This is a genomic window from Ruegeria sp. HKCCD7303, assembly GCF_013111185.1.
Taxonomy (GTDB): Bacteria; Pseudomonadota; Alphaproteobacteria; order Rhodobacterales; family Rhodobacteraceae; genus Ruegeria.
In genome coordinates this window covers 186,192-207,288 of record NZ_WVRE01000002.1, presented here as the reverse complement: position 1 = coordinate 207,288, position 21,097 = coordinate 186,192, and the positions used below count along the sequence as shown (strand labels likewise).

Annotated in this window: 22 protein-coding genes; 10 read left to right on the top strand and 12 right to left on the bottom strand. The window is 58.8% G+C overall.

Annotated elements, in window-relative coordinates; genetic code table 11:
• Positions 1-915 (bottom strand): 3-keto-5-aminohexanoate cleavage protein, encoded by a 915-nt coding sequence (locus GS630_RS05630; RefSeq protein ID WP_171179871.1) that lies wholly within the window; start codon positions 913-915, stop codon positions 1-3.
• A 132-nt stretch (positions 916-1,047) separates the two neighbouring features.
• On the opposite strand from GS630_RS05630, the gene GS630_RS05625 reads away from it, so the two are divergent.
• Positions 1,048-2,034, top strand: coding sequence for a GlxA family transcriptional regulator (locus GS630_RS05625; RefSeq protein WP_171618853.1), 987 nt, complete (start codon positions 1,048-1,050; stop codon positions 2,032-2,034).
• A gap of 74 nt (positions 2,035-2,108) precedes the next feature.
• Here GS630_RS05625 and GS630_RS05620 read toward each other — a convergent pair whose 3' ends face one another.
• From GS630_RS05620 to GS630_RS05610, 3 genes are read right to left on the bottom strand one after another with little or no spacing between them, the layout of a single operon-like run.
• The gene (locus GS630_RS05620) at positions 2,109-3,155 is read right to left on the bottom strand and encodes an aldo/keto reductase (protein WP_171618851.1); all 1,047 of its coding nucleotides are present in this window, start codon (positions 3,153-3,155) and stop codon (positions 2,109-2,111) included.
• Between the two features lie 31 nt (positions 3,156-3,186).
• Entirely contained in the window at positions 3,187-3,645 is a 459-nt protein-coding gene (locus GS630_RS05615; RefSeq protein ID WP_171234415.1) for a DNA polymerase III subunit chi, read from the bottom strand.
• A gap of 4 nt (positions 3,646-3,649) precedes the next feature.
• Positions 3,650-5,116: a leucyl aminopeptidase gene (locus GS630_RS05610; protein WP_171234416.1), complete on the bottom strand. Its 1,467-nt coding sequence runs from the start codon at positions 5,114-5,116 to the stop codon at positions 3,650-3,652.
• A 229-nt stretch (positions 5,117-5,345) separates the two neighbouring features.
• On the opposite strand from GS630_RS05610, the gene lptG reads away from it, so the two are divergent.
• The 5 genes from lptG (at position 5,346) to rsmA (ending at position 11,735) form a co-directional block, all read left to right on the top strand.
• Positions 5,346-6,446: an LPS export ABC transporter permease LptG gene (lptG, locus tag GS630_RS05605; protein WP_171234417.1), complete on the top strand. Its 1,101-nt coding sequence runs from the start codon at positions 5,346-5,348 to the stop codon at positions 6,444-6,446.
• Positions 6,446-8,602, top strand: a complete 2,157-nt coding sequence (locus GS630_RS05600; RefSeq protein ID WP_171179859.1) for an LPS-assembly protein LptD — start codon at positions 6,446-6,448, stop codon at positions 8,600-8,602. Before lptG ends, GS630_RS05600 begins: the two co-directional genes overlap by 1 nt.
• Entirely contained in the window at positions 8,593-9,846 is a 1,254-nt protein-coding gene (locus GS630_RS05595) for a peptidylprolyl isomerase (protein WP_171234418.1), read from the top strand. The genes GS630_RS05600 and GS630_RS05595 overlap by 10 nt, the downstream gene beginning before the upstream one ends.
• On the top strand, positions 9,843-10,808 hold the full coding sequence (gene pdxA / locus GS630_RS05590) for a 4-hydroxythreonine-4-phosphate dehydrogenase PdxA (protein WP_171234419.1): 966 nt from the start codon (positions 9,843-9,845) through the stop codon (positions 10,806-10,808). The genes GS630_RS05595 and pdxA overlap by 4 nt, the downstream gene beginning before the upstream one ends.
• Before the next feature lie 84 nt (positions 10,809-10,892).
• Positions 10,893-11,735 carry a 16S rRNA (adenine(1518)-N(6)/adenine(1519)-N(6))-dimethyltransferase RsmA gene (gene rsmA, locus GS630_RS05585; RefSeq protein WP_171618848.1) on the top strand — a complete coding sequence of 281 codons (843 nt, stop codon included), beginning with the start codon at positions 10,893-10,895 and terminating at the stop codon, positions 11,733-11,735.
• A 52-nt stretch (positions 11,736-11,787) separates the two neighbouring features.
• Here the strand turns inward: rsmA and GS630_RS05580 are convergent, their stop codons facing one another.
• The 3 genes from GS630_RS05580 to prfA form a co-directional block, all read right to left on the bottom strand.
• A complete protein-coding gene (locus GS630_RS05580) occupies positions 11,788-12,366 on the bottom strand; it encodes a DUF4167 domain-containing protein (protein ID WP_171179851.1) in 579 nt (192 codons plus the stop codon).
• Between the two features lie 241 nt (positions 12,367-12,607).
• Entirely contained in the window at positions 12,608-13,453 is an 846-nt protein-coding gene (gene prmC, locus GS630_RS05575) for a peptide chain release factor N(5)-glutamine methyltransferase (protein ID WP_171618846.1), read from the bottom strand.
• Positions 13,450-14,505, bottom strand: a complete 1,056-nt coding sequence (gene prfA / locus GS630_RS05570; protein ID WP_171619443.1) for a peptide chain release factor 1 — start codon at positions 14,503-14,505, stop codon at positions 13,450-13,452. The genes prmC and prfA overlap by 4 nt, the downstream gene beginning before the upstream one ends.
• Before the next feature lie 62 nt (positions 14,506-14,567).
• On the opposite strand from prfA, the gene GS630_RS05565 reads away from it, so the two are divergent.
• On the top strand, positions 14,568-14,849 hold the full coding sequence (locus GS630_RS05565; protein WP_171618844.1) for a hypothetical protein: 282 nt from the start codon (positions 14,568-14,570) through the stop codon (positions 14,847-14,849).
• 15 nt (positions 14,850-14,864) lie between these two features.
• Here the strand turns inward: GS630_RS05565 and GS630_RS05560 are convergent, their stop codons facing one another.
• From GS630_RS05560 to GS630_RS05545, 4 genes are all read right to left on the bottom strand, one after another.
• The gene (locus tag GS630_RS05560) at positions 14,865-15,266 is read right to left on the bottom strand and encodes a DUF1499 domain-containing protein (protein ID WP_171234421.1); all 402 of its coding nucleotides are present in this window, start codon (positions 15,264-15,266) and stop codon (positions 14,865-14,867) included.
• Positions 15,267-15,332: 66 nt separating this feature from the next.
• Positions 15,333-16,280, bottom strand: coding sequence for an agmatinase (gene speB, locus GS630_RS05555; protein WP_171179843.1), 948 nt, complete (start codon positions 16,278-16,280; stop codon positions 15,333-15,335).
• Positions 16,281-16,367: 87 nt separating this feature from the next.
• Complete coding sequence (gene speB, locus GS630_RS05550; RefSeq protein ID WP_171618842.1) at positions 16,368-17,342, bottom strand: agmatinase; 975 nt, start codon at positions 17,340-17,342, stop codon at positions 16,368-16,370.
• Between the two features lie 12 nt (positions 17,343-17,354).
• A complete protein-coding gene (locus GS630_RS05545; RefSeq protein WP_171234423.1) occupies positions 17,355-18,518 on the bottom strand; it encodes a M20 aminoacylase family protein in 1,164 nt (387 codons plus the stop codon).
• A 66-nt stretch (positions 18,519-18,584) separates the two neighbouring features.
• Here GS630_RS05545 and mazG point away from each other — a divergent pair, with 66 nt between their 5' ends.
• From mazG to GS630_RS05530, 3 genes are all read left to right on the top strand, one after another.
• Positions 18,585-19,442 (top strand): nucleoside triphosphate pyrophosphohydrolase, encoded by an 858-nt coding sequence (gene mazG / locus GS630_RS05540; RefSeq protein ID WP_171234579.1) that lies wholly within the window; start codon positions 18,585-18,587, stop codon positions 19,440-19,442.
• A gap of 61 nt (positions 19,443-19,503) precedes the next feature.
• Complete coding sequence (locus GS630_RS05535) at positions 19,504-20,445, top strand: nucleoside hydrolase (protein WP_171179834.1); 942 nt, start codon at positions 19,504-19,506, stop codon at positions 20,443-20,445.
• A complete protein-coding gene (locus GS630_RS05530) occupies positions 20,442-20,891 on the top strand; it encodes a GNAT family N-acetyltransferase (protein ID WP_171179832.1) in 450 nt (149 codons plus the stop codon). The genes GS630_RS05535 and GS630_RS05530 overlap by 4 nt, the downstream gene beginning before the upstream one ends.
• On the opposite strand, the gene GS630_RS05525 is transcribed toward GS630_RS05530, so the two are convergent.
• On the bottom strand, positions 20,888-21,052 hold the full coding sequence (locus GS630_RS05525) for a hypothetical protein (RefSeq protein WP_171179830.1): 165 nt from the start codon (positions 21,050-21,052) through the stop codon (positions 20,888-20,890). The genes GS630_RS05530 and GS630_RS05525 overlap by 4 nt on opposite strands.
• Positions 21,053-21,097 lie beyond the last annotated feature (45 nt).

Genomic DNA, 21,097 nt, shown 5'->3' with positions numbered 1-21,097 from the left:
TCATCCCTTTGGCGCGCGTTTCTCCAATCCCAACTTCTCACGCACTTCCTGCGGCCCAATAACCCGCGCGCCCATATTCTCGATGATGGTTCCCGCGCGTTCCACCAACTGCCAGTTTTCGGCCAGAACACCCTTGTCCAGCCACAAGTTGTCCTCGAGACCCACGCGCACGTTGCCGCCGGCCAGAACCGTCGCCGCAACGTAAGCCATCTGGTTCCGCCCCAATGAGAATGCGCTGAAGGTCCAGTCATCGGGGACATTGTTCACCATCGCCATGAAGGTGTTCAAATCGTCCGGCGCGCCCCACGGCACACCCATGCACAGCTGAACCAAGGCGTTGGGCTCCAGAATCCCCTCTTTCACCAACTGCTTGGCAAACCACAGGTGGCCGGTGTCAAAGGCTTCGATCTCGGGCTTCACGCCCATATCCGTCATCATTTGCCCCATAGCGCGCAGGGCTCCAGGCGTGTTGGTCATGACGTAATCGGCCTCGGCAAAGTTCATTGTGCCACAGTCCAAAGTGCAGATTTCGGGCAGACACTCGGCAATATGCGCAACGCGCTCCGACGCACCGATCATGTCAGTACCCGCTTCATTCACCGGAAACGGGCTTTCAACACCACCAAACACGATGTCCCCCCCCATCCCCGCAGTCAGGTTCAGAACAACGTCCACGTCGGCGTCGCGAATCCGGTCTGTGACCTCACGATACAGATCCAGCCGACGGCTTGGCGCACCGGTTTCGGGGTCACGCACATGGCAATGCACAACTGCAGCTCCAGCCTTAGCGGCAGCAATCGCGCTGTCGGCAATCTGCTGCGGCGAGCGCGGTACATGAGGGCTGCGATCCTGCGTTCCACCCGAGCCGGTCACGGCGCAGGTGATAAAGACATCGCGGTTCATTTCCAGAGGCATGGCGTTTTCCCCAAGTTATACCCGGTTTTGACCTGAGTTTTCCCCAGGCTTCTCCCCGGATTCCGATTTGCGTTACTTTCAACTCTGACGCAGCCTTGGGAAAACAACTTGGCAGAATGCGAATCGAACTTGATGCAATCCGCAAAAAACATACTGCAGCCCGAACATCGCGCCCTGAAAACGGCGGTGCTGGTACTTGATGACTGCAACACGCTCAGCTTCGCCTCGGCGGTCGACCCAATGCGCGCGGCCAACCGTCTGGCCGATCGCCCGGCCTTTGACTGGGACTACGTGACAGCGACACCCGAACCGGCAATGCTGACCAGCGCCTTGCAAGTGCCGGGTATCCCGCTGGCACGTCTGCAAGGCTGTGACCTAATGATCGTTGTGGCCGGGTTCCAACTGGCCCGTCACGCCACCCCCAGCCTGCTTGCGGGTCTGCGCCGGATCGCAGGTACTGGCGCAACAATGGCAGGCATCGATGGCGGCCCCTGGCTGCTGGCCGAGGCCGGGCTGCTTGACGGCCACGCCGCCACCACCCATTGGGAAGACCTGGAAAACTTCGCCTCGCGTTTCCCCGAAGTGGACGTGCGCCCCGACCGCTTCACCGTGTCTGACACCCGGCTGACATCCGGCGGAGCAATCCCGGCGGTCGAGATGATGCTGCACATCATCGCCGCCCGCCACGGCGCGGGGTTCGCAGCGCGCGTTTCAGGCTTGTTCCTCTACGAAGGCGCACCCGACCCTGCCAAACCGCAAAGCCGCACTGGCGCACCACACCGCCACACAGCTTTGACCGCCAAGGCCAATTCACTGATGCAGGACTCTTTGGATGACCCCTTGCCGCTTGCGTGTATCGCAGATCGCCTGGGCACCAGCCCGCGCACCTTGCAGCAACAGTTCCGGTTGCGCCTGAACACCACGCCACAGGATCACTACCTGCAACTGCGCCTGGCCGAAGCGCGTCGCCTTGTCACTGACACCGACATGCCCTTAATGGATGTAGCACTGGCCACGGGCTTTGCCTCACAATCCAGCTTCGCCCGCGCCTTTCGCACCGCGCACGGCCAGTCCGCCCGCGACCTCAGGCAAGAGCGCACACACCCCACCCATCACTGACCGGATCCAACTTCATCTGGCTAAAAATACCTCGGGGGAGCCGCCGAAGGCGGCGGGGGCAGCGCCCCCTGCCCTCAGTACGGCATCGGATGCGCCTTATGGGCTGCATCCAACTCTACCAACACATCATCTGACAACGTCAGATCTGCGCCAGCCAATACGTGTTCAAGCTGCTCAACCGTAGTTGCGCCAAAAATAGCCGACATCATGAATGGCCGTGTACGACACCAAGCCAATGCCGTATGCGTCGGATCCAAACTGTGACGCGCAGCAACGTCCAGATAAGCGGCGACCGCATCAAACACCCGATCAGACTTGCGCCCGCCCAGTTCAGGTGAAAGCGACATGCGCGAACCGTCCGGGACTGCCCCACCCTGATACTTACCCGTCAGCAAGCCGGTACCCAAAGGCGAGAACGCCATCAGCCCGACATCTTCATGCACGCATAGCTCGGCCATATCCGTGTCGAACAGCCTGCAGAGCAGCGAATACTCGTTCTGAATCGACGCCACACGCGGCGCGCCCATCTTTTCGGCCAGACGCACCCACTGCGCCGTGCCCCATGCACTTTCGTTGGACAGACCAAAGGCGCGGATGTTGCCCTTGTCGACTTGAGCCTGCAGAGCCTCCAGACACTCTTGCATATTCTCCAGAACACCTTCTGTATTGTGCCCGGTTGGCGCAAAGTCCCAGTTCTGTCGGAACATGTAGCTGCCGCGGTTCGGCCAGTGAAACTGATAGAGGTCGATGCACTCTGTCTGCAACCGCTTCAGCGACCCTTCAATCGCTTCGGGTATCGTCTTGCCTGTGATCGGCGCACCGTCACGCACAAAGGACAAACCCTCACCGGAATGCTTGGTCGCCAAAATGTAATCCCCACGCCGCGCTGCATTGGCTGCGTTCCAATTGCCCAGAATCTCTTCGGTGCGCCCGATCGTTTCTTTTGAAACCGGGTTTACGGGATACATCTCGGCTGCATCCACAAAGTTGATGCCGGCATCCAGCGCCATTTCCATCTGCCTGTGCGCATCGGCTTCGGAGGTCTGTGTGCCAAAAGTCATGGTTCCAAGACATAGGTCGCTCACCATAATTCCAGTACGGCCCAAGGGCTTCATTTGCATCTTTCAAATCTCCTGAAAACGGCGTCGCCCGTCAGGCTTCGGCCTTCTTTTCCCACCGTCCGGATTCTTCCGACCAGTATTGCGCCGAACACCCCGCAGCGGTCAGCGATTTCCACTGCCCCCGCGCATGTTGAACGGCTATGTCGTCATTGCCATCGAACAGAATGCACACACGTTCCATCGCGGTGACTTCTTCCGCCTCGACCAGCGCTCCGTCAACGGCCATGACACAGGACGCGCCATTGGCAGCTTGCGAACCCGTGGTCAGCAAAATCGGCTGCTCTGCGTCATGGGGGCCACCTTCGCGGCCATGCGGCAAAAACCCGTCTTCGGGCCCCAGCCACAGCTTTTCATCCAGCCAGTCCATCCGCGCAGGGTCGGTGCCCCGCACGGCAATCTTCCACCCGGCCTGCCGCGCCTTGTCCAGCAGCACCGGCAAGGTGTGTTCCAGCGGCTGGCGGGTCAGGTGGTAGAAATAGACAGCGCCCATCTGCTTACTCGAAATTGTCCTGCACAAACCGGCTCAGCGCGCGAACACCCCAACCGGTGGCGCCTTTGGGTGCATAAGATGTCTCAGCGGAAACCGAGGCCACCCCCGCAATGTCCAGGTGAATCCAGGGCGTTTCTTCTTTGACGAACCGTTGCAGGAACTGCGCGGCGGTAATCGACCCCGCAGGCCGACCACCCACATTCTTCATGTCGGCAATGCGCGATTTCAGCAACTTGTCATAGGAATCGCCCAACGGCATCCGCCACGCGCCCTCGTCTTCGGCTTTGGCCGATTTCAGGAAGGCATCACAGAACGTGTCGTTGTTTGAGAACACACCGGCATTCTCGTGCCCTAGCCCGATGATGATTGCACCTGTCAGAGTGGCCAGATCTATCATGCCAACGGGGCTGAACCGTTCTTGCGCGTACCACATGACGTCACATAGAACCAAACGACCCTCGGCATCGGTATTGATGATCTCGACCGTATCGCCTTTCATCGATTTGACCACATCGCCGGGGCGCGTGGCATTGCCTGAGGGCATGTTCTCGACCAATCCAACCAGACCAACGACATTGGCCTTGGCCTTGCGCTTGGCCAGCGCGCGCATGGTTCCGGCGACAACACCTGCGCCACCCATATCCATGGTCATCTCTTCCATACCGCCCGCGGGCTTCAGCGAGATACCCCCGGTGTCAAACACCACACCTTTGCCAACCAGAGCCAGCGGCGCATCGCCCTTGTCACCCCCCTTCCAGTGCATGACGACCACTTTGGACGGGCTGTCCGAGCCCTGCCCAACGCTCAGCAATGTGCGCATTCCCAGTTCCGCAAGTTTGTCTTCGTCCAGAACTTCGACCTCAAGACCCAGTTCCTGCATCTCGACCAGACGATCGGCGAATTCGGTGGTTGTCAGAACATTTGCGGGCTCGTTGGTCAGATCCCGAGTCATCCGTACACCGTCAGCAATTGCGTAAAGCGGGGCAAATTCGGCCTCGGCTTCGTCCGGTTTGGAATGACTGATCGTGACCGTGCCCAAGCTGTCGCTTTCTTTGGTCTTGTGCGCGTCAAAGTCGTAGCTGCGCAAAGCGATGCCCAAAGCAAGTTCGTCAGTGCGCACCTGATTGCCGACCATCAAAAGCATGTCCTTGCCGCCCGCCAGCTTGGCCAGCGCTGACCCTGCCTTGCGCGCTTCGTCCGCTTCCGGGCGGCGCGGCAGCACCAAAACGTCCAGCGCCTCGGCGGCCATTCCCGCGGGCCAGGCCAGCGAGATCACATCAGCGGCTTTGGCTTTTTCGAACGACCCACTTTCGACCAATCGCGCCACTGCCCCTTTTGTCAGGCGATTGGCCCGACGGGCAGCGGGGTTCATCTTGCCGTCGGACGGAATGATGATGACCACCCGGCCTTCGGCCTGCGCCATCGCATCTAAGTCGAACTCTTGAAAGAGGATCGGTACCAGACTGCTCATTGTAAACTCCTCAAACTCTGTTCCCCAAGACCTAGCCCGCGTAGCACCGCTTGACCAGATAGCAGTTTTCCCCGGGCCTCAATTGCATTAAGGTCTCGAAAAAATAACCGGCAGGCTCGGGGGAGAAAGACGTGGCACGAGAGGGCAGGCATAAGCCGTTGCGCAGGAATTTCCGCGCGCGCGCGGACCGCCCGTATGCCCGTTCTGCAAGCTTCGCGGGGTGTTGCCCGTGATCCTCGACCGTTATTTCGCCCGTCGTTTCATGCAGAGCTTTCTGGTCATTGGCGGCATCTTTCTGACCCTGATGATTCTCATCGACCTGATCGAACAGATTCGCCGGTTTGACGATTACGACCTGTCTTTTGGGCAGTTGCTGCAACTGACTCTTCTGAACACACCGGCAGCGATCAGCGAAATGCTTCCCCTGCTGATCATCCTGTCTACGATCGCTCTGTTCGTCGGGCTTGCGCGCACTTCAGAACTGGTGGTGACACGCGCGACCGGTCGCTCGGGTATTCGTGCGCTGGTGGCACCTGTGCTTCTTGCGCTGATCATCGGCGCGCTGGCCGTAGCCTTGCTGAATCCGATTGCGGCCGCAACTTCAGAAGAATTCCAACGCCTTTCAGATTCCTACAAGAATAACGGCAGTTCGGCCCTGTCCATCAGTAGCGAAGGGTTATGGCTGCGCCAATCAGCGGAAAACGGTCAAGCGGTGATCCATGCGCGCGGAACCTCTAACGGGGATTCGCTTGGGTTGGACGATGTGACCGTGATTACCTTCGCCCGCGATGGCAAACCCACCCAACAGATCATCGCTGATCGAGCCGAGTTGGAAGATGGCAGGTGGGTCTTGTCCAACGCCAAGATCTGGACCATGCAGGAAGGGCAGAACCCCGAAGCCAGTTCCGTTGTTCATGACCGCCTGGAACTGCCGACTTCGCTGACCCGCCAGCGCATATTGGATACGCTCGGGCAACAGGATTCCGTGTCAGTCTATGACCTGCCCCAACTGATCGCGGACCTGCGCGAGGCCGGCTTTTCGACCAAGCAATATGAGGTTTGGTTGCAAGTTCAACTGGCACGCCCATTCTTTCTGGTCTCGATGGTCCTGATCGGAGCAGCCTTCACCATGCGCCACGTCCGATTTGGCGGCACCGGAATCGCGGTGCTGACAGCGGTCTTGCTTGGCTTCGCCGTCTACTTCGTTCGCAACTTTGCGCAAATCCTTGGGGAAAACGGACAATTGTCCACATATATCGCTGCCTGGGCACCGCCCTTTGCCGCTATTCTGCTCTCATTGGGCCTACTGCTTCACGCGGAGGATGGCTGATGCGGCGCCTCCTTTATGTTGTGTTGACTAGTGCAGTGACGCTTTCCGTGCCCGCTGTACTTGTGGCCCAATCCACCCCGACACAGGCACAAGACACACAGGCTCAGGAACAGCCAGCGCTGCTGGTGGCCGACAAGGTTTTTATTACGCCTGAAAGAAAGCTGGTAGCCGAAGGAAATGTCGAGGCCTTTCAGGGCGACATCAAACTGTCTGCCCAACGCATCACATATGACCGAGAAACAGGCGAACTGACGCTGGACGGCCCTATCCGCATCGATCAGGGCGGTCAGACAACGTTGCTTGCGGATTCGGGACAGCTGGACAGCGGTATTCAGAACGGTTTGCTGGTCGGCGCGCGCATGGTCTTTGAACAACAGGTCCAGATCGCATCTGTTCAGGCAAAGCGAACAGCCGGGCGTTACACGCAATTCAGCAAAGTCTCGGCCACCTCTTGCCATGTCTGCGCCAATGGCAGGCCGCCAATCTGGCAGATTCGGGCCCGCCGCGTCACTCATGACCAATTGGAACGGCAGTTGTATTTCGAAGGCGCGCAGCTTCGGGTGTTGGACTACCCTATCTTCTATTTTCCTTATCTGCGACTGCCCGACCCCACACTGGACCGCGCGACCGGTTTTCTTGTGCCATCGATCCGCAGCACGTCGCAGTTGGGAACAGGCGTGCAGATTCCGTATTTCTTCAAACTCGGGGACCACAAGGACCTGACACTGACACCTTATGTATCAGGCAAAACAACAACGTTGGGCTACAGATACCGCCAGGCCTTTGTGAACGGGCGTATTCAGCTGGAAGGCGCCTATACGCGCGATGACATTCAGCCAGACCAGGATCGCGGCTACCTTTTCGCAAACGGTTGGTTCAACCTAAAAAATGATTTCCGACTGACCTTCCAAGTGCAAACCACTTCGGACGACGCGTATCTGGTGGACTACGGCCTTCCTGACCCGGACCGTTTGCGAAGCGAAGTTGCTTTGGAGCGGATCAAACGTGATACTGCCTTCAAGACAAGCCTGATCTACTACAAAACGCTTCGAGAAAGCGAAAACCAAAACGAGATTCCGTCGCGTGTTTTCGATCTGAATTACGAAAAGCGTTTCTTTCCCAACGCGTTGGGCGGCGAAGTGCGATTGGCCTTTGTCGGCCATGCACATGAGCGTACCAGCGACGTGGATGTAATCGGCCGCGACATCGCCCGCGCCACGTTTGACGCCGAATGGCTGCGCAGCTGGACCTTCGCTTCGGGCCTACGCGCCGATGCAACTCTGGGCGCGTCCGTCGATACGTTTAACATTCGAAACGACAGCAACTTCCCCTCGCAAGTCACGCGTTCTACCCCCAGAGCTGCCCTGACCCTGCGCTATCCCACGACGCGACGCGAGCAATCCGGCGCAGTTCAATTCCTTGAACCCATTGCTCAGATCGGATGGACGCATGTCTCGGATACGGATGTGCCAAATGACGAGAGCACCTTTCAGGAGTTTGATCAGGGCAACCTGCTTGCGCTCTCTCGTTTTCCAGCAGAGGATCAGCGCGAAGATGGCGCGACCGGAGTCGTTGGTCTGAACTGGGCCCGTTACGGCGTGGACGGCTGGCAGGCCTTGGCCACCGTGGGTCAAGTGTTTCGGGCAGATGCCGATCCGAACTTCACTCTGACTTCGGGGTTGCAGGGCACCACATCAGATCTGCTGGTTGCCGGACAGATCAGAACCAACAATGGCTGGTCACTGAGTGGGCGAGGACTGATCGACAGTGATTTCAGCTTTGTCAAAGCTGAATTGCGCGGCGCATGGTCGAACGAGTTCGCGAGGATTTCCGGCAGCTATGTCTGGCAGGAACCCGATCCCGCCGAAAACATCGTCGATGAGATATCGGAAATTTGGCTTGTAGGCCGGTATCAGGTCGACGAGAACTGGCGGACAAATGCTCTGGCCCGCTATGATCTTGGCCAATCCGAACCGATCCGTCTGGGTTTGGGCGTGACATACCTCAACGAATGCGTGCAGGTTAACATGTCTGTAAGCCGGCGCTTTACTTCAACATCTACTATTGAGCCTTCGACAGAATTCGGCTTTACCCTGTCACTGACAGGGTACTCCGTCGAAGGCGGTGGCAAGACATACAAGAGAAGATGCAGTTGATATCAGGTTTCTCCAGGTTTCTTCGTTCCGGTTGGCTTAAACCGGCCGCGCCGGTTCTCACCGCCGCAGTTTTTGCAATTGCGGGCTCGCAGGCCGTGGCACAAAGCCTGTTTTCTCCTGCAATCCGGGTCAACCAAGACATCGTAACCTGGTATGAACTGGAACAACGCCTGCAATTTCTGAACGTGTTGGGCCTGCCTGGCGGCAGCGAAGCTGATGTGCGAGACGCTCTCATTGATGCGAAACTGCGCCAACAGGTCATGCGCGAGGCCGGCGTGCAGGCCACCCCCGAGGCCGTTCAACTGGGCATCGACGAATTTGCGTCGAGGGGCCAGTTGTCATCAGAACAGTTCTTGAAATTGCTGGGAGAATCGGGCGTCGATCCAGAGACGGTTCGCGACTATGTGGCGGACCAGCTGGCCTGGCGCGACTATATCAGCTCACGCTATCTGTCTCAGGCCCGCCCCACTGAGGATGAAATTGACCGCGCTCTGGGGCAGACCGGAGGCGGTGGCCTTCAGGTCCTTTTGTCGGAAATTATCATCCCGGTGAACCAGCAAACCGTTGCTCAGACCGAGCTTCTGGCTCAGGAAATCTCGCGCTTGGAAGGCATTGATGCCTTTTCAGCCGCCGCCGCACAGTATTCGGCCGCGGCCACCCGCGATCAGGGCGGTCGGCTGGAATGGTTGAACATCACCGACCTCCCCCCCGCCCTGCAACCGGTCATCCTGCGTCTGCAAAACGGCGAGATTACCGAACCGATCTCGCTGCCCAATGCTGTGGCCCTGTTCCAGATGCGTGGCCTGCGTGAAGTTGCAACTTCGGCAGCTCCAATCTCGACGCTGGATTATGCAATCTATTACATCGCCGGAGGGCGCAGCGCCGACGCTCTGTCACAAGCCGCACGCCTGAAGGAAGAGATCGACACCTGTGATGACCTGTACGGCATCGCCAAAGATCAGCCCTCCGAAGTATTGGAACGCATCGACGCCGCCCCTTCCCAGGTACCGCGTGACGTTGCCGTCGAATTGGCCAAGCTGGACCGCTTTGAGGTATCGACCAACCTCACCCGCAACAACGGCCAGACGCTGATGTTCCTGATGCTGTGCAACCGCACGCGCGATCTGGGTGAAAACACCTCACGCGCGGATGTGGCAAACGCCCTAGCCCAACAGCGCCTTCAGGCATTTGCCGAAAGCCTGGTGGAACAGCTGCGGGCCGATGCCGTCATCATTCAGGAATGACACGTCCGATTGCGCTCAGCTGCGGCGAACCGGCCGGGATCGGCCCTGAAATCGCTGCCAAAGCCTGGGCCGAGCTTCGCGGCACTTGCCCGTTTTTCTATATCGGAGATGTCAGCCACCTGCCTGCTGACACGCCTGTCGCGCAAATCGAACACCCATCTCAGGCCGTTGCCTCCTGCGAGCAGGCACTGCCGGTCCTGCAATTGGATTTCCCGGCCCCCAACGTGCCCGGCCAACCCGACCCCGCCAACGCGCCCTCGGTGATTGATGCCATCGAAACGGGTGTTGAGTTGGTCAAAACGGGCGATGCAGCCGCGCTTTGCACCGCGCCTATCCACAAAAAAGCTCTGATCGACGGGGCTGGGTTCACCTATCCCGGCCATACCGAATTTCTCGCGGCCCTCTCTGGCACGAAAAGGGTCGTGATGATGCTGGCCAGCGATCAACTGCGGGTCGTGCCCGCCACTATCCATATTCCACTTTCTCAGGTCCCTGCGGCCCTGACCCCTGACCTACTGCGCGAAACGATTCAAATCACTGCGCGTGGCCTGCGTGACCAGTTCGGAATCGATAGCCCACGCATCGCCATCGCTGGCCTCAACCCCCACGCAGGCGAAGGTGGCAAAATGGGCACCGAGGAAGGCGACTGGATTACTTCGCTTATAGCTGAACTTGATCCGGACGGAGCAACTCTTACAGGCCCCCACCCAGCAGACACTTTGTTCCACGCGGCTGCTCGCGCCCGCTATGACGCGGCCATTGCGATGTATCACGATCAGGCCCTGATCCCTATCAAAACGCTGGATTTCGACCTTGGCGTGAACGTGACACTCGGTCTACCCTTCATTCGCACCTCCCCGGATCACGGCACCGCACTGGACATTGCCGGGAAGGGCATCGCTACACCCACCAGCCTGATCGAAGCTCTGAAACTTGCCCAACGCATGGCTAATGGCACTTGACCCTTCACCTGGCTGAAAATACCTCCGCCGGAGGCAAAAAATCTCTGGAGTACTCCCTCCACCTTGCGTCACGGTAATTGGATCATGAGCGCTATCGACAATCTTCCCCCGCTGCGCGAGGTCATCGCAACCCATCAGCTTTCAGCACGCAAATCGCTGGGTCAGAACTTCCTGCTGGACCTCAACCTGACCGCCAAGATCGCCCGCCAGGCCGGGGACCTGACAGAATGTGATGTGCTGGAAATCGGACCTGGCCCCGGCGGCCTGACACGCGGGCTTTTGTCTGAAGGCGCGCGCAAGGTCGTGGCAGTGGAAAAAGACACGCGCTGTATCGCTGCCCTGAACGACATCGCCGCCGCCTATCCCGGACGGCTTCAGGTCATCAACGGCGATGCGCTGGAAATCAATCCGCTGGAATACCTTACGCCGCCGATCCGTGTTGCCGCCAACCTGCCCTATAACGTGGGCACCGAATTGCTGGTCCGTTGGCTAACACCACCTGAGTGGCCACCATTCTGGCAAAGCCTGACGCTGATGTTCCAACGAGAAGTGGCTGAACGCATCGTCGCGCAACCCGGCAGCAAAGCGTACGGCCGTCTCGCCATCCTCGCCCAATGGCGGGCTGAGGCGCGCATCGCCATGTCGCTGCCCCCGGGCGCGTTCACTCCACCGCCCAAGGTGTCCAGCGCCGTGGTTCACCTGTCCGCCCTGCCCGAGCCCCGCTATCCCGCCGATGCTGCCACCTTGTCCCGCGTTGTAGCTGCGGCCTTCAATCAACGCCGCAAGATGTTGCGAGCTTCATTGAAGGGCGTGGCCTCCAATATCGAAGACCGTTTGCTGGCCGCAGGCATACAACCCACGGAACGCGCCGAACAAGTCCCGCTGGAAGCATTCTGCGCGCTGGCCCGCGAAGTTCAAAAGACCTGAAAACAAAAAAGCCCCGGCTCTACCGGGGCTTTTGTTCAAACCGCTTTTTTGCTTATTCAGCCGCTTCCGGTGCGTCCCCATCGGTTTTGGGGGCATCTTCCGCCGCTGGCGCCGGTTTGGGCTTACGTGTGCGCGGTTTGCGCGCAGGTTTTTCCTTTTTCTCCTGTGCCGGAGGTTCGGCGCCTTTGCTTTCCGGTGTCTCGACCAGACCGCTTTCCGGCGTTGCCTCGGGCGCCGCAAAATCCATCACATCCGGCTGCGGCGCTTCGGCCGGGTCGGCCTGACGGGCGGCTTCGCGTTCCTGCCGTTCGGCGCGTTCGCGATCACGCTCTGCCTGGCGTTCGCGGTTTTGGCGCTCTTGCTCTTCCCGGCGGGCTTCCATTTCGCGCTGCGCTTCACTCAGCATCCGAAGATAATGCTCGGCGTGCTGCTGAAAGTTCTCGGCGGCCACGCGGTCATTGGACAGTTGCGCGTCACGAGCCAATTGGTTGTATTTGTCAATGATCTGCTGCGGCGTGCCACGCACCTTGCCCTCGGGGCCCGAGCTATCAAAAACACGGTTTACGACGTTGCCGCCGGAGGGACGATTGCGGTTATTCTTGGCCCGCGAGCGGGATTTGGAAGATCTCATCTTACTTTACGTCAGCCTTGTCAATTCGCTGTCGAACCACCCGTTTCTTGCACTGCTCTGAGGCGTTTGCCGTGACGGGATCTCGACTTTTTTGGGCTTGGCGTCAGGGGTGAGCTGCAACAGCATCAACCTCGCCGACTAATCCTGAGTAAACATGTCCTGAGCGCGCAGACAAGAGGAATCTCGGGTTTTCACCAGCTTTTTTAGTCTGGGCAGCGCTTTTTGGTCGCAATCTCGCCGATCAACCCGGCATTTTTGCGCCAACCACACGGTCGCGCCCATCCAGATCAGGGATCACCCGGACATCAACAAGCCCCGCCGCATCAAACAAAGCGCCAACTTTTTTTGCCTGCGTTGGGCCAATTTCCACAAGAATCCGCCCACCCGGCAACAGGAAATCCGGGGCCGACGCAGCGATCCGCCGATAAGCGCCCAGCCCGTCACCTTCGTCGGTCAAAGCCATGCGTGGTTCGTGCTCTTTCACCTCCGGCGACAGATCAGCCATTTCCTCGACCGAGACATAGGGGGGATTGGAAACAATAAGGTCAAATTGACCATCAATGTTCTCAAACCAGTTTGAACGTACAATATCAACCCGCCCCTCTACATGATGCTCAACGGCGTTGGCGCTGGCCTGGAGACAGGCCGCCTCGCTCAGATCGACCCCAACACCTGAGGCACTGGTGCGCTCGGCCAACAACGTGATCAGAATGCACCCCGACCCCACACCGAGGTCCAGAACATGATCAAACGGCGCGCTCAGGGCTGCTTCTATCAAAGTTTCAGTTTCGGGGCGTGGGTCCAGCACATCTCGGCTGACCCAAAATTTGCGCCCATAAAACTCGCGCTCGCCCAACAAATGTGAAACCGGCACCCGAATGGCGCGAAGCGAGATCAATTGGTCATAACGCTCGGCAATCTCGGGCTGCAACTCTTCCGGTGCAATCAGTGTTACCCGGCTGGCTTCAATACGCGCCGCGTGGGCCAGCAGCAGGCGCGCATCCCGGGCAGGATCATCCACGCCAGCCGCCCGCAAACGGGCCGTTGCCGCCAACATGGCCTGTGCCGCTGTTTGCAGGCCGGTCATTGCGCCATCTCGGCCAACAGCCGCGCCTGATCATCAGCCGTCAACGCGTCGATAACCTCATCCAGATCGCCCTGCATCACCTGATCAAGCTTATAGAGCGTTAGGTTGATCCGGTGATCCGTCATGCGACCTTGTGGGAAGTTATAGGTGCGAATACGTTCCGAGCGGTCGCCCGAGCCCACCTGACTGGCCCGATCTGCCGAGCGTTCACTGTCGATCCGTTGCCGCTCCAGATCATAGAGCCGCGTCTTCAGAACCTGCATGGCAATCTCGCGGTTTCGATGCTGAGACTTCTCGGAACTCGTTACAACCAACCCCGTCGGAAGGTGCGTGATCCGTACCGCCGAGTCGGTGGTGTTCACGTGCTGCCCGCCCGCGCCCGAGCTGCGCATCGTATCGATTCTTATGTCATTTGCGTCGATCTGAATGTCCACATCCTCGGCCTCCGGCAGAACCGCCACGGTTGCAGCCGAGGTATGAATGCGCCCACCGCTTTCCGTCTCGGGCACGCGCTGCACGCGGTGCACACCAGATTCGTATTTCATCCGGGCAAACACATTGTCGCCCTTGATATGGGCCACGACCTCTTTAATGCCGCCCAAATCCGAAGCCTGTTCCTCGATGATCTCAAACCGCCAGCCCCGCGCCTCGGCATAGCGCTGGTACATGCGCAAGAGGTCGCCTGCGAACAAAGCGGCCTCATCCCCACCGGTCCCAGGACGAATTTCCAGCATCGCCGGGCGCGCATCGGCTTCGTCTTTTGGCAGCAGCGCCAGCTGCAGGGCTTGTTCCGCCGCCGGAATACTGGCCCGCAACTGAGGGATTTCCTCCTCGGCCAGTTCTTTCATATCCGGGTCGGCCAGCATCGCCTCGGCCTCGGCCAGATCCGCGACCAGCTGACGCCAGGCCATGATCTGATCAACCACCGGCTTGAGGTCGGAGTATTCCTTGGCCAGCGTCGCAATATCGCCCCCCGACGCGCCATCGGCCATGGCTGCTTCGAGGTATTGAAAACGCTGGGTGATCTGTTCAAGACGTTCTTCAGGGATCATCCGGGCGGTGTCTCTCATCCCGGGGCTTTGGTCAAGGGCAACGTCATGCTAAGCTCGCTGTCATGAAACGGATTTTGCTTGCTTTACTGCTGACATCCACGCCGGTTTTCGCCGATTACGTCGGCCCGGACGGTAAAACCCGCGATTGCTATTGCACCGATACATCGGGGTCTCGCATCGAGTTGGGCGAGATGATCTGCCTGCAGGTCGATGGTCGCATGTTCACCGCGCAATGTCAGATGTCGCTGAACGTTCCCATGTGGCGAGAGGTTCAGGAAGGGTGCCTGTCATCAAGGTTGCAAATTACACCCCTTGGAAACGCAGCACCGGACGGGGCGTCTTAAACCACAGGCGCAAAGTCACATCTGTTTCAACCACCCATCAACCCGCGCCTTGTTCACGCCAAAGTCTTTGCGCCCAAACCGCAAGCGCCCATGAACGCGCAGAGAGTTGCCGTCCTGCTGAACCGTGGTGTAGTCGGGAAAGCCGATCCATTTCGTGCGGGTGATATAGGTGATCATGCCCGCATCGACAGAACCTGCCAACACCGATGTGCGGGGCGTGGCGCGGATGATCTGGTCCAGCCGCTGCAACCCGTCTGGACCGGTTTCGACAACGCGCACCACACCGCCGGGCAGGTCCTGATCCACGGGTGCGACCGGCGCAATGTTCCAGTGCGCGGGGTCGGATGGGGCCAGTCGGATATAGGCGCCCAGCCCGATCACAAGCGCGAATACCCCCCAAAGAACCATCTTTTTCATCCCGCATTATCCTTTTGGAGAAACCCTATGCGGATCAAGCGCCGGGACAAGCCATTCCGCCCCGCTTTACCGTGACGTCACCCCCGGTAGGATGCACAGCATCTCGTATATCAGGTTCGCCGCTGTAAGCGCCGTGTTGCCCGACGGATCATAAGGCGGAGAGACCTCGACCAGATCACATCCCACCACGTTCACCCCCTGCAGCGCATGGATCAGTTGCAGTGCTTGTGGTGTTGTCAGCCCCGCAATCTCGGGTGTGCCGGTGCCCGGAGCAAAAGCAGGATCCAGGCTGTCGATGTCATAGGTGATATAAACCGGTTGCTCGCCGATGGTCTTGCGAATCTGCGAGCCGATTTGGGTCAGGTTCTGCTGCCAGAGCTCCCAGGCGGGAAACTGGCGAAAACCCCAATCCTTGGCCTCGGTAAAGTCTGAGGCCGCGTAGCCAGATCCACGAATGCCGATCTGAAAGGTTTTGTCGGGAACGATCAGCCCCTCTTCATACGCGCGGCGAAAAACGGTGCCGTGGGTTTCCTTTTCGCCAAACATCTCTTCATTCACGTCCGCATGGGCATCCACATGCACCAGCGCCACCGGCCCGTGCTTTGCCGCAATCGCCCGCAGGATCGGCAATGTGATCGAATGATCTCCCCCCATCGCGACCGGGATCACATTTTTTGCCAGTATCGCATCATAGCTTTCTTTGATGATCCTCAGGCTGTCCGACAATGAGAAGGTATTGATCGCCAGATCGCCAATATCGGCAATCTGCAGACTTTCGAACGGGGCCGCAGACGTGGCCATGTTATAGGGCCGGATCATCGCGCTTTCGCTGCGGATCTGTTTCGGGCCAAATCGTGTGCCCGACCGCCACGAGGTGCCGATATCCATCGGAATCCCCAGTACCGCTACGTCCAGCCCTGCCAGTGAAGCGGCCTGCGGAAGGCGCATAAACGTGTTCGGCCCCGAAAATCGCGCCAAGTCATTGCCACTGACCGGTTGGTTGAATTCTGTCATGCGCGTGCCGCCCCATCCTTTTTTTCACGTCTTCCAGCACATACCGGAAGTATGGCTAACCGGAAGTTAACGGGTACCCAAACGGGTTTACTCTTTCGCCTTTGCCAACTTGTCCCAGCCCAGCAGGCAGATGATCTGCGTCGCCACATGCGCCCCGGCAATCGCTGTTGCACCCGACGTGTCGAAAGGCGGAGAGACCTCGACCACGTCTCCGCCCTTGATGTTAATCCCGGCAATGTCGCGCAGGATGATCTGTGCCTGAATGGAACTTAAGCCGCCCCAGACCGGCGTGCCGGTGCCCGGCGCAAAGGCAGGGTCCAGCCCGTCGATGTCAAAGCTCAGATAGACTGGGCTGTTACCCAGTATACCTTTGATCTTCTGCGCGACCGCGGCAGGGCCGGATTCATAGACCTCGCGCGCGTCGATGATGTTGACGCCCAATGTGTCCTCATTGGTGGTGCGAATGCCCACCTGAACGGACCGCTTTGGGTCTACGATCCCAGACTTTACTGCCTTGTAGAACATTGTTCCGTGATCAACGCGGGACATATCATCATCGGCCCAGGTGTCCGTATGCGCATCGAATTGCAGCAACGACATCGGCCCGTATTTCTCGGCATAGGCTTTCAGGATCGGGAAACTGATATAGTGGTCCCCGCCCAGCGTGACAGACGCTACATCGGCCGCCAGAATGGTGCGGATATGATCGGTCAGTGTGTCGGGAAAGGCCGGAATATTGGCATAGTCATAAGCCATGTCTCCATAGTCCACGATGGCCAGTTCGCTGAGCGCATCAAAAGGCCAGCCATAGGGCGCATCGGGCGATTGCAGGGCGCTGGCCTCGCGGATCGCACGTGGGCCAAGGCGCGTGCCGGGGCGGTTGGTGACAGCCTGATCGAAGGGCACACCGGTCACGGCGATGTCCACCCCGTCCAGATCTTTGGTATAAAGCCGCCGCAGGAACGAGGTCGCTCCGCCAAAAGTGTTCTCATAAGACAACCCTTTGAGATCGGGATTAGTGAACGCTTCGTCCACCTGGTTTTTTGCGTCTTCCAGTGCCATTTGTTTACCCCATCAACCCAACGGCTGCGCCTTTTCCACGATGCGTGCGAAAAAGGACGCGCCGATAGGCGCTATATCGTCGTTAAAGTTGTACTTGGGATGGTGCAGCCCTGCACCATCGCCTTGCCCCAAGAACAGATACGCACCCGGTCGTTCCTTAAGCATGTACGAAAAATCCTCGGCTCCCATATCGCGCCCCATAGTGTCGACCACACGTTCAGGCCCAGAGACTTCGCGCGCAACATCGGCAGCAAAAGCGGTTTTTTCGACATCATTGATCGTCGCAGGATACCCAACCTGAAAATCCAACCGCGCCTCAACCCCGTAAGACGCGGCCTGCCCCTGAACGATCTGCTCCATCCGCTCCATGACCATCTTCTGCACGGACGGGTCAAAGGTGCGCACCGTGCCGTTCAGATAAGCAGTGTCCGGAATTACGTTGTTAACTGTTCCCGTGTGTATCTGTGTGACCGAGACCACCAGATCTTCCACTGCATAGTGGTTGCGGCTGACAATGGTCTGGATCGCCTGCGCAATACCGCAGGCCGCCATAACGGGGTCTTTGGTTAGATGCGGCAACGCCCCATGCCCTCCGACACCCTGTATATGAATCTCGAACGAATCCACCGCGGCCATAATCGGGCCCGCCGTGGTATAGAAAGCGCCTTCCGGGTTTCCCGGGTCGTTGTGTATTCCGTAAACCTGCGAGATGTCGAACCGGTCCATGATGCCTTCTTCGACCATGACGCCGGCACCGCCGCCCTCTTCCTCGGCAGGCTGAAAGATCAGCGCCACGCGACCGCTGAAGTTCCGTGTTTCGGCCAGATAGCGCGCCGCTCCCAACAGCATCGTGGTGTGGCCGTCATGACCGCAGGCGTGCATCTTACCTGGGTTCTTCGAAGCATATTCGACACCTGTTTCTTCTGGAATCGGCAGGGCATCCATATCCGCGCGCAGGCCGATGGTCGGCCCCTCGCCCTGCCCGTTGATGATCGCAACCATTCCGGTCTTGGCGATACCCTCATGCAGTTCATCCACCCCGAACTCGCGCAGACGCTCGGCCACAAAGGCGGCTGTCTCATAGCACTCGAACTCCAGTTCAGGGATCGTGTGCAAGTGCTGACGCCACGCAGCCATATCGGCTGAGAAATCGGCAATTCGGTTGACGACGGGCATCTGGGGTGGACTCCTGATCGGGACTGCGGGATGGATGCATCTGACACCGGAACGAAAGGGTTCGCAATGGCCGAAAATCCTCTGATCCACAACAGCGACGCTGGTATCGAACGGTTACTGGAAATCATGCGCCGCCTGCGCGACCCGCAAAGCGGTTGCCCATGGGACATCGAACAGGATTTCGCGACCATCGCACCCTATACGATTGAAGAAGCGTATGAAGTCGCCGACGCCATTGAGCGCGAGGCTTACGATGAGCTGAAAGGAGAACTGGGCGATCTGCTGTTCCAATCTGTCTTTCACGCGCAAATGGCTGAAGAGGCCGGGCATTTCACCTTTCAGGATGTGGTCCGCACCATGTCGGACAAGATGGTCAGCCGTCATCCCCACGTATTTGGCGACGAATCCCGCGATAAGTCAGCCGATCAGCAGACCAAGGATTGGGAAGCGATCAAGGCCGCCGAGCGTGCAGGCAAGGAACAAAAGGGCGCGTTGGACGGTGTCGCGGCGAACCTGCCCGCCCTGCTGCGCGCGCACAAACTGCAAAAACGCGCTGCACGCGTAGGCTTTGACTGGCCCGATGCCAGCCATGTGTTGGCCAAGATCACCGAAGAAGCGGCTGAACTGGAAGAAGCGCGGGACAAGATGGACGCCGATGCGCTGGAGGACGAATTCGGTGATCTCCTGTTTGTGATGGTCAATCTGGGTCGTCATCTGGGTATCGAACCCGAAGCCGCCCTGCGCCGTACCAATGCCAAGTTCACCCGCCGCTTTGAACAGGTCGAGGCCCGTCTGGCCGAGAGGGGCAAAACCCCCGCGCAAAGCGATCTTGCCGAGATGGATGCGCTTTGGGACGAGGTCAAAACCGAGGAGCATCGCGCCAATGGCAAACTCCCGCCGGTGGACGCGCCGACCGGGGCCTGAAACTGCTGGACAAGTGCGGTGACACTTGCGAGTGTCCGCGTTTCAAGACCCCGGAGGCATAATGGCACCGCGCAAAATCATCATCGATACCGACCCCGGACAAGACGACGCCGTCGCCATCCTGCTGGCCTTGGCCAGTCCGGATGAGATCGAGGTTCTGGGTATTACTGCCGTCGCCGGGAATGTGCCCTTGTCGCTGACTGCCAAGAACGCACGGATTGTCTGCGAACTAGCGGGGCAGACGGGTGTTCCAGTCTATGCGGGTTGTGATCGCCCCCTGATCCGCCCTTTGGTCACGGCAGAACATGTGCACGGCAAAACCGGGCTAGACGGGCCCGTTCTGCCGGACCCTGAAATGCCGCTGGCAGACGGACATGCGGTTGATTTCATCATCGAGACACTGCGCAAACATGACTCAGGCACCGTGACACTCTGCCCGTTGGGGCCGCTGACCAACATCGCCATGGCGTTCCGCAAGGCCCCAGACATCGTCGATCGGGTGCAGGAAATCGTGCTGATGGGGGGCGCTTATTTCGAAGTAGGCAACATCACACCCACAGCCGAATTCAACATCCACGTCGATCCAGAAGCTGCTGATATCGTTTTCCGATCCGGCAGGCCCATCGTGGTTATGCCCCTGGATGTCACGCATAAGGCGCTGGTCACCAAACCCCGCAATGATGCGTTCCGAGCATTGGGAAACAAGGTCGGCATTGCAGTGGCTGAAATGACCGACTTTTTTGAGCGCTTCGACAAGGAAAAATACGGAAGCGCAGGTGCACCGTTGCATGACCCCTGCGTGACCGCTTATCTGATCCGGCCTGAGCTATTCTCGGGCCGCCAAGTGAATGTCGAGGTTGAGACCCGGTCGGAACTGACCATGGGCATGACCATCGCCGATTGGTGGGGCGTAACCGACCGCGCACCAAACGCCCTGTTCATCGGTGATCTCGATGCGGATGGCTTCTTTGAGCTACTGACAGAAAGGCTGGGCCGACTATGAGCGCCGCTCTGCGCCTTGCGCGCCCCGAAGATCTGGACCGCCTGATGGCGCTGGTCACTGCGTTTCACGCCGAAGCGCGAATAGAACAGGACGCCGACAAAACCCGAAATGCCCTTGCCCCCTTACTGGAAGGCATCCCTCATGGCTGTGTCTATCTGATCGGACCGGGGCGTGCACCGTTGGGGTATATCATCCTGACCTTCGGCTGGTCGGTCGAATTTGGTGGCATGGACGGTTTCGTGGACGAAATCTATATCCGTCCTGCCGTTCGTGGCCGCGGTATCGCGACCGAGGTTTTGCTGGATCTGCCCAAAGCTCTGGCTGGAGCAGGATTGACGGCATTGCACTTGGAAGTCGACCGCACCAGCGAGGCCGCTCAGAAACTGTACCTGCGCACCGGATTCAAACCGCGTGACAGATACATGCTGATGAGCAAAGCGCTTTAGCGCGACTCGCCTCTGAAGATATTGGCTGGATTCATGTCCTGAACCGGATCGTTCGCTGAAACTGGTTCTCCGGTTATCGGATATGTCCCCGGCTCGGAACAAGCGGACAGAACTGTGATGGACGCTGCGGTGATGATCAGAAGGAATTTTGATACAGACATCGTACTCCCCTTTCTGCAATGAAACGAGATTACTGCATTCAGAAT

Coding starts and splice junctions, on each gene's coding strand:
- GS630_RS05630 (WP_171179871.1), bottom strand. CDS start 915: ATGCCTCTGGAAATGAACCGCGATGTCTTTATCACCTGCGCCGTGACC.
- GS630_RS05625 (WP_171618853.1), top strand. CDS start 1,048: ATGCAATCCGCAAAAAACATACTGCAGCCCGAACATCGCGCCCTGAAA.
- GS630_RS05620 (WP_171618851.1), bottom strand. CDS start 3,155: ATGCAAATGAAGCCCTTGGGCCGTACTGGAATTATGGTGAGCGACCTA.
- GS630_RS05615 (WP_171234415.1), bottom strand. CDS start 3,645: ATGGGCGCTGTCTATTTCTACCACCTGACCCGCCAGCCGCTGGAACAC.
- GS630_RS05610 (WP_171234416.1), bottom strand. CDS start 5,116: ATGAGCAGTCTGGTACCGATCCTCTTTCAAGAGTTCGACTTAGATGCG.
- GS630_RS05600 (WP_171179859.1), top strand. CDS start 6,446: ATGCGGCGCCTCCTTTATGTTGTGTTGACTAGTGCAGTGACGCTTTCC.
- GS630_RS05595 (WP_171234418.1), top strand. CDS start 8,593: ATGCAGTTGATATCAGGTTTCTCCAGGTTTCTTCGTTCCGGTTGGCTT.
- pdxA (WP_171234419.1), top strand. CDS start 9,843: ATGACACGTCCGATTGCGCTCAGCTGCGGCGAACCGGCCGGGATCGGC.
- rsmA (WP_171618848.1), top strand. CDS start 10,893: ATGAGCGCTATCGACAATCTTCCCCCGCTGCGCGAGGTCATCGCAACC.
- GS630_RS05580 (WP_171179851.1), bottom strand. CDS start 12,366: ATGAGATCTTCCAAATCCCGCTCGCGGGCCAAGAATAACCGCAATCGT.
- prmC (WP_171618846.1), bottom strand. CDS start 13,453: ATGACCGGCCTGCAAACAGCGGCACAGGCCATGTTGGCGGCAACGGCC.
- prfA (WP_171619443.1), bottom strand. CDS start 14,505: ATGATCCCTGAAGAACGTCTTGAACAGATCACCCAGCGTTTTCAATAC.
- GS630_RS05565 (WP_171618844.1), top strand. CDS start 14,568: ATGAAACGGATTTTGCTTGCTTTACTGCTGACATCCACGCCGGTTTTC.
- GS630_RS05560 (WP_171234421.1), bottom strand. CDS start 15,266: ATGAAAAAGATGGTTCTTTGGGGGGTATTCGCGCTTGTGATCGGGCTG.
- speB (WP_171179843.1), bottom strand. CDS start 16,280: ATGACAGAATTCAACCAACCGGTCAGTGGCAATGACTTGGCGCGATTT.
- speB (WP_171618842.1), bottom strand. CDS start 17,342: ATGGCACTGGAAGACGCAAAAAACCAGGTGGACGAAGCGTTCACTAAT.
- GS630_RS05545 (WP_171234423.1), bottom strand. CDS start 18,518: ATGCCCGTCGTCAACCGAATTGCCGATTTCTCAGCCGATATGGCTGCG.
- mazG (WP_171234579.1), top strand. CDS start 18,585: ATGGCCGAAAATCCTCTGATCCACAACAGCGACGCTGGTATCGAACGG.
- GS630_RS05535 (WP_171179834.1), top strand. CDS start 19,504: ATGGCACCGCGCAAAATCATCATCGATACCGACCCCGGACAAGACGAC.
- GS630_RS05530 (WP_171179832.1), top strand. CDS start 20,442: ATGAGCGCCGCTCTGCGCCTTGCGCGCCCCGAAGATCTGGACCGCCTG.
- GS630_RS05525 (WP_171179830.1), bottom strand. CDS start 21,052: ATGTCTGTATCAAAATTCCTTCTGATCATCACCGCAGCGTCCATCACA.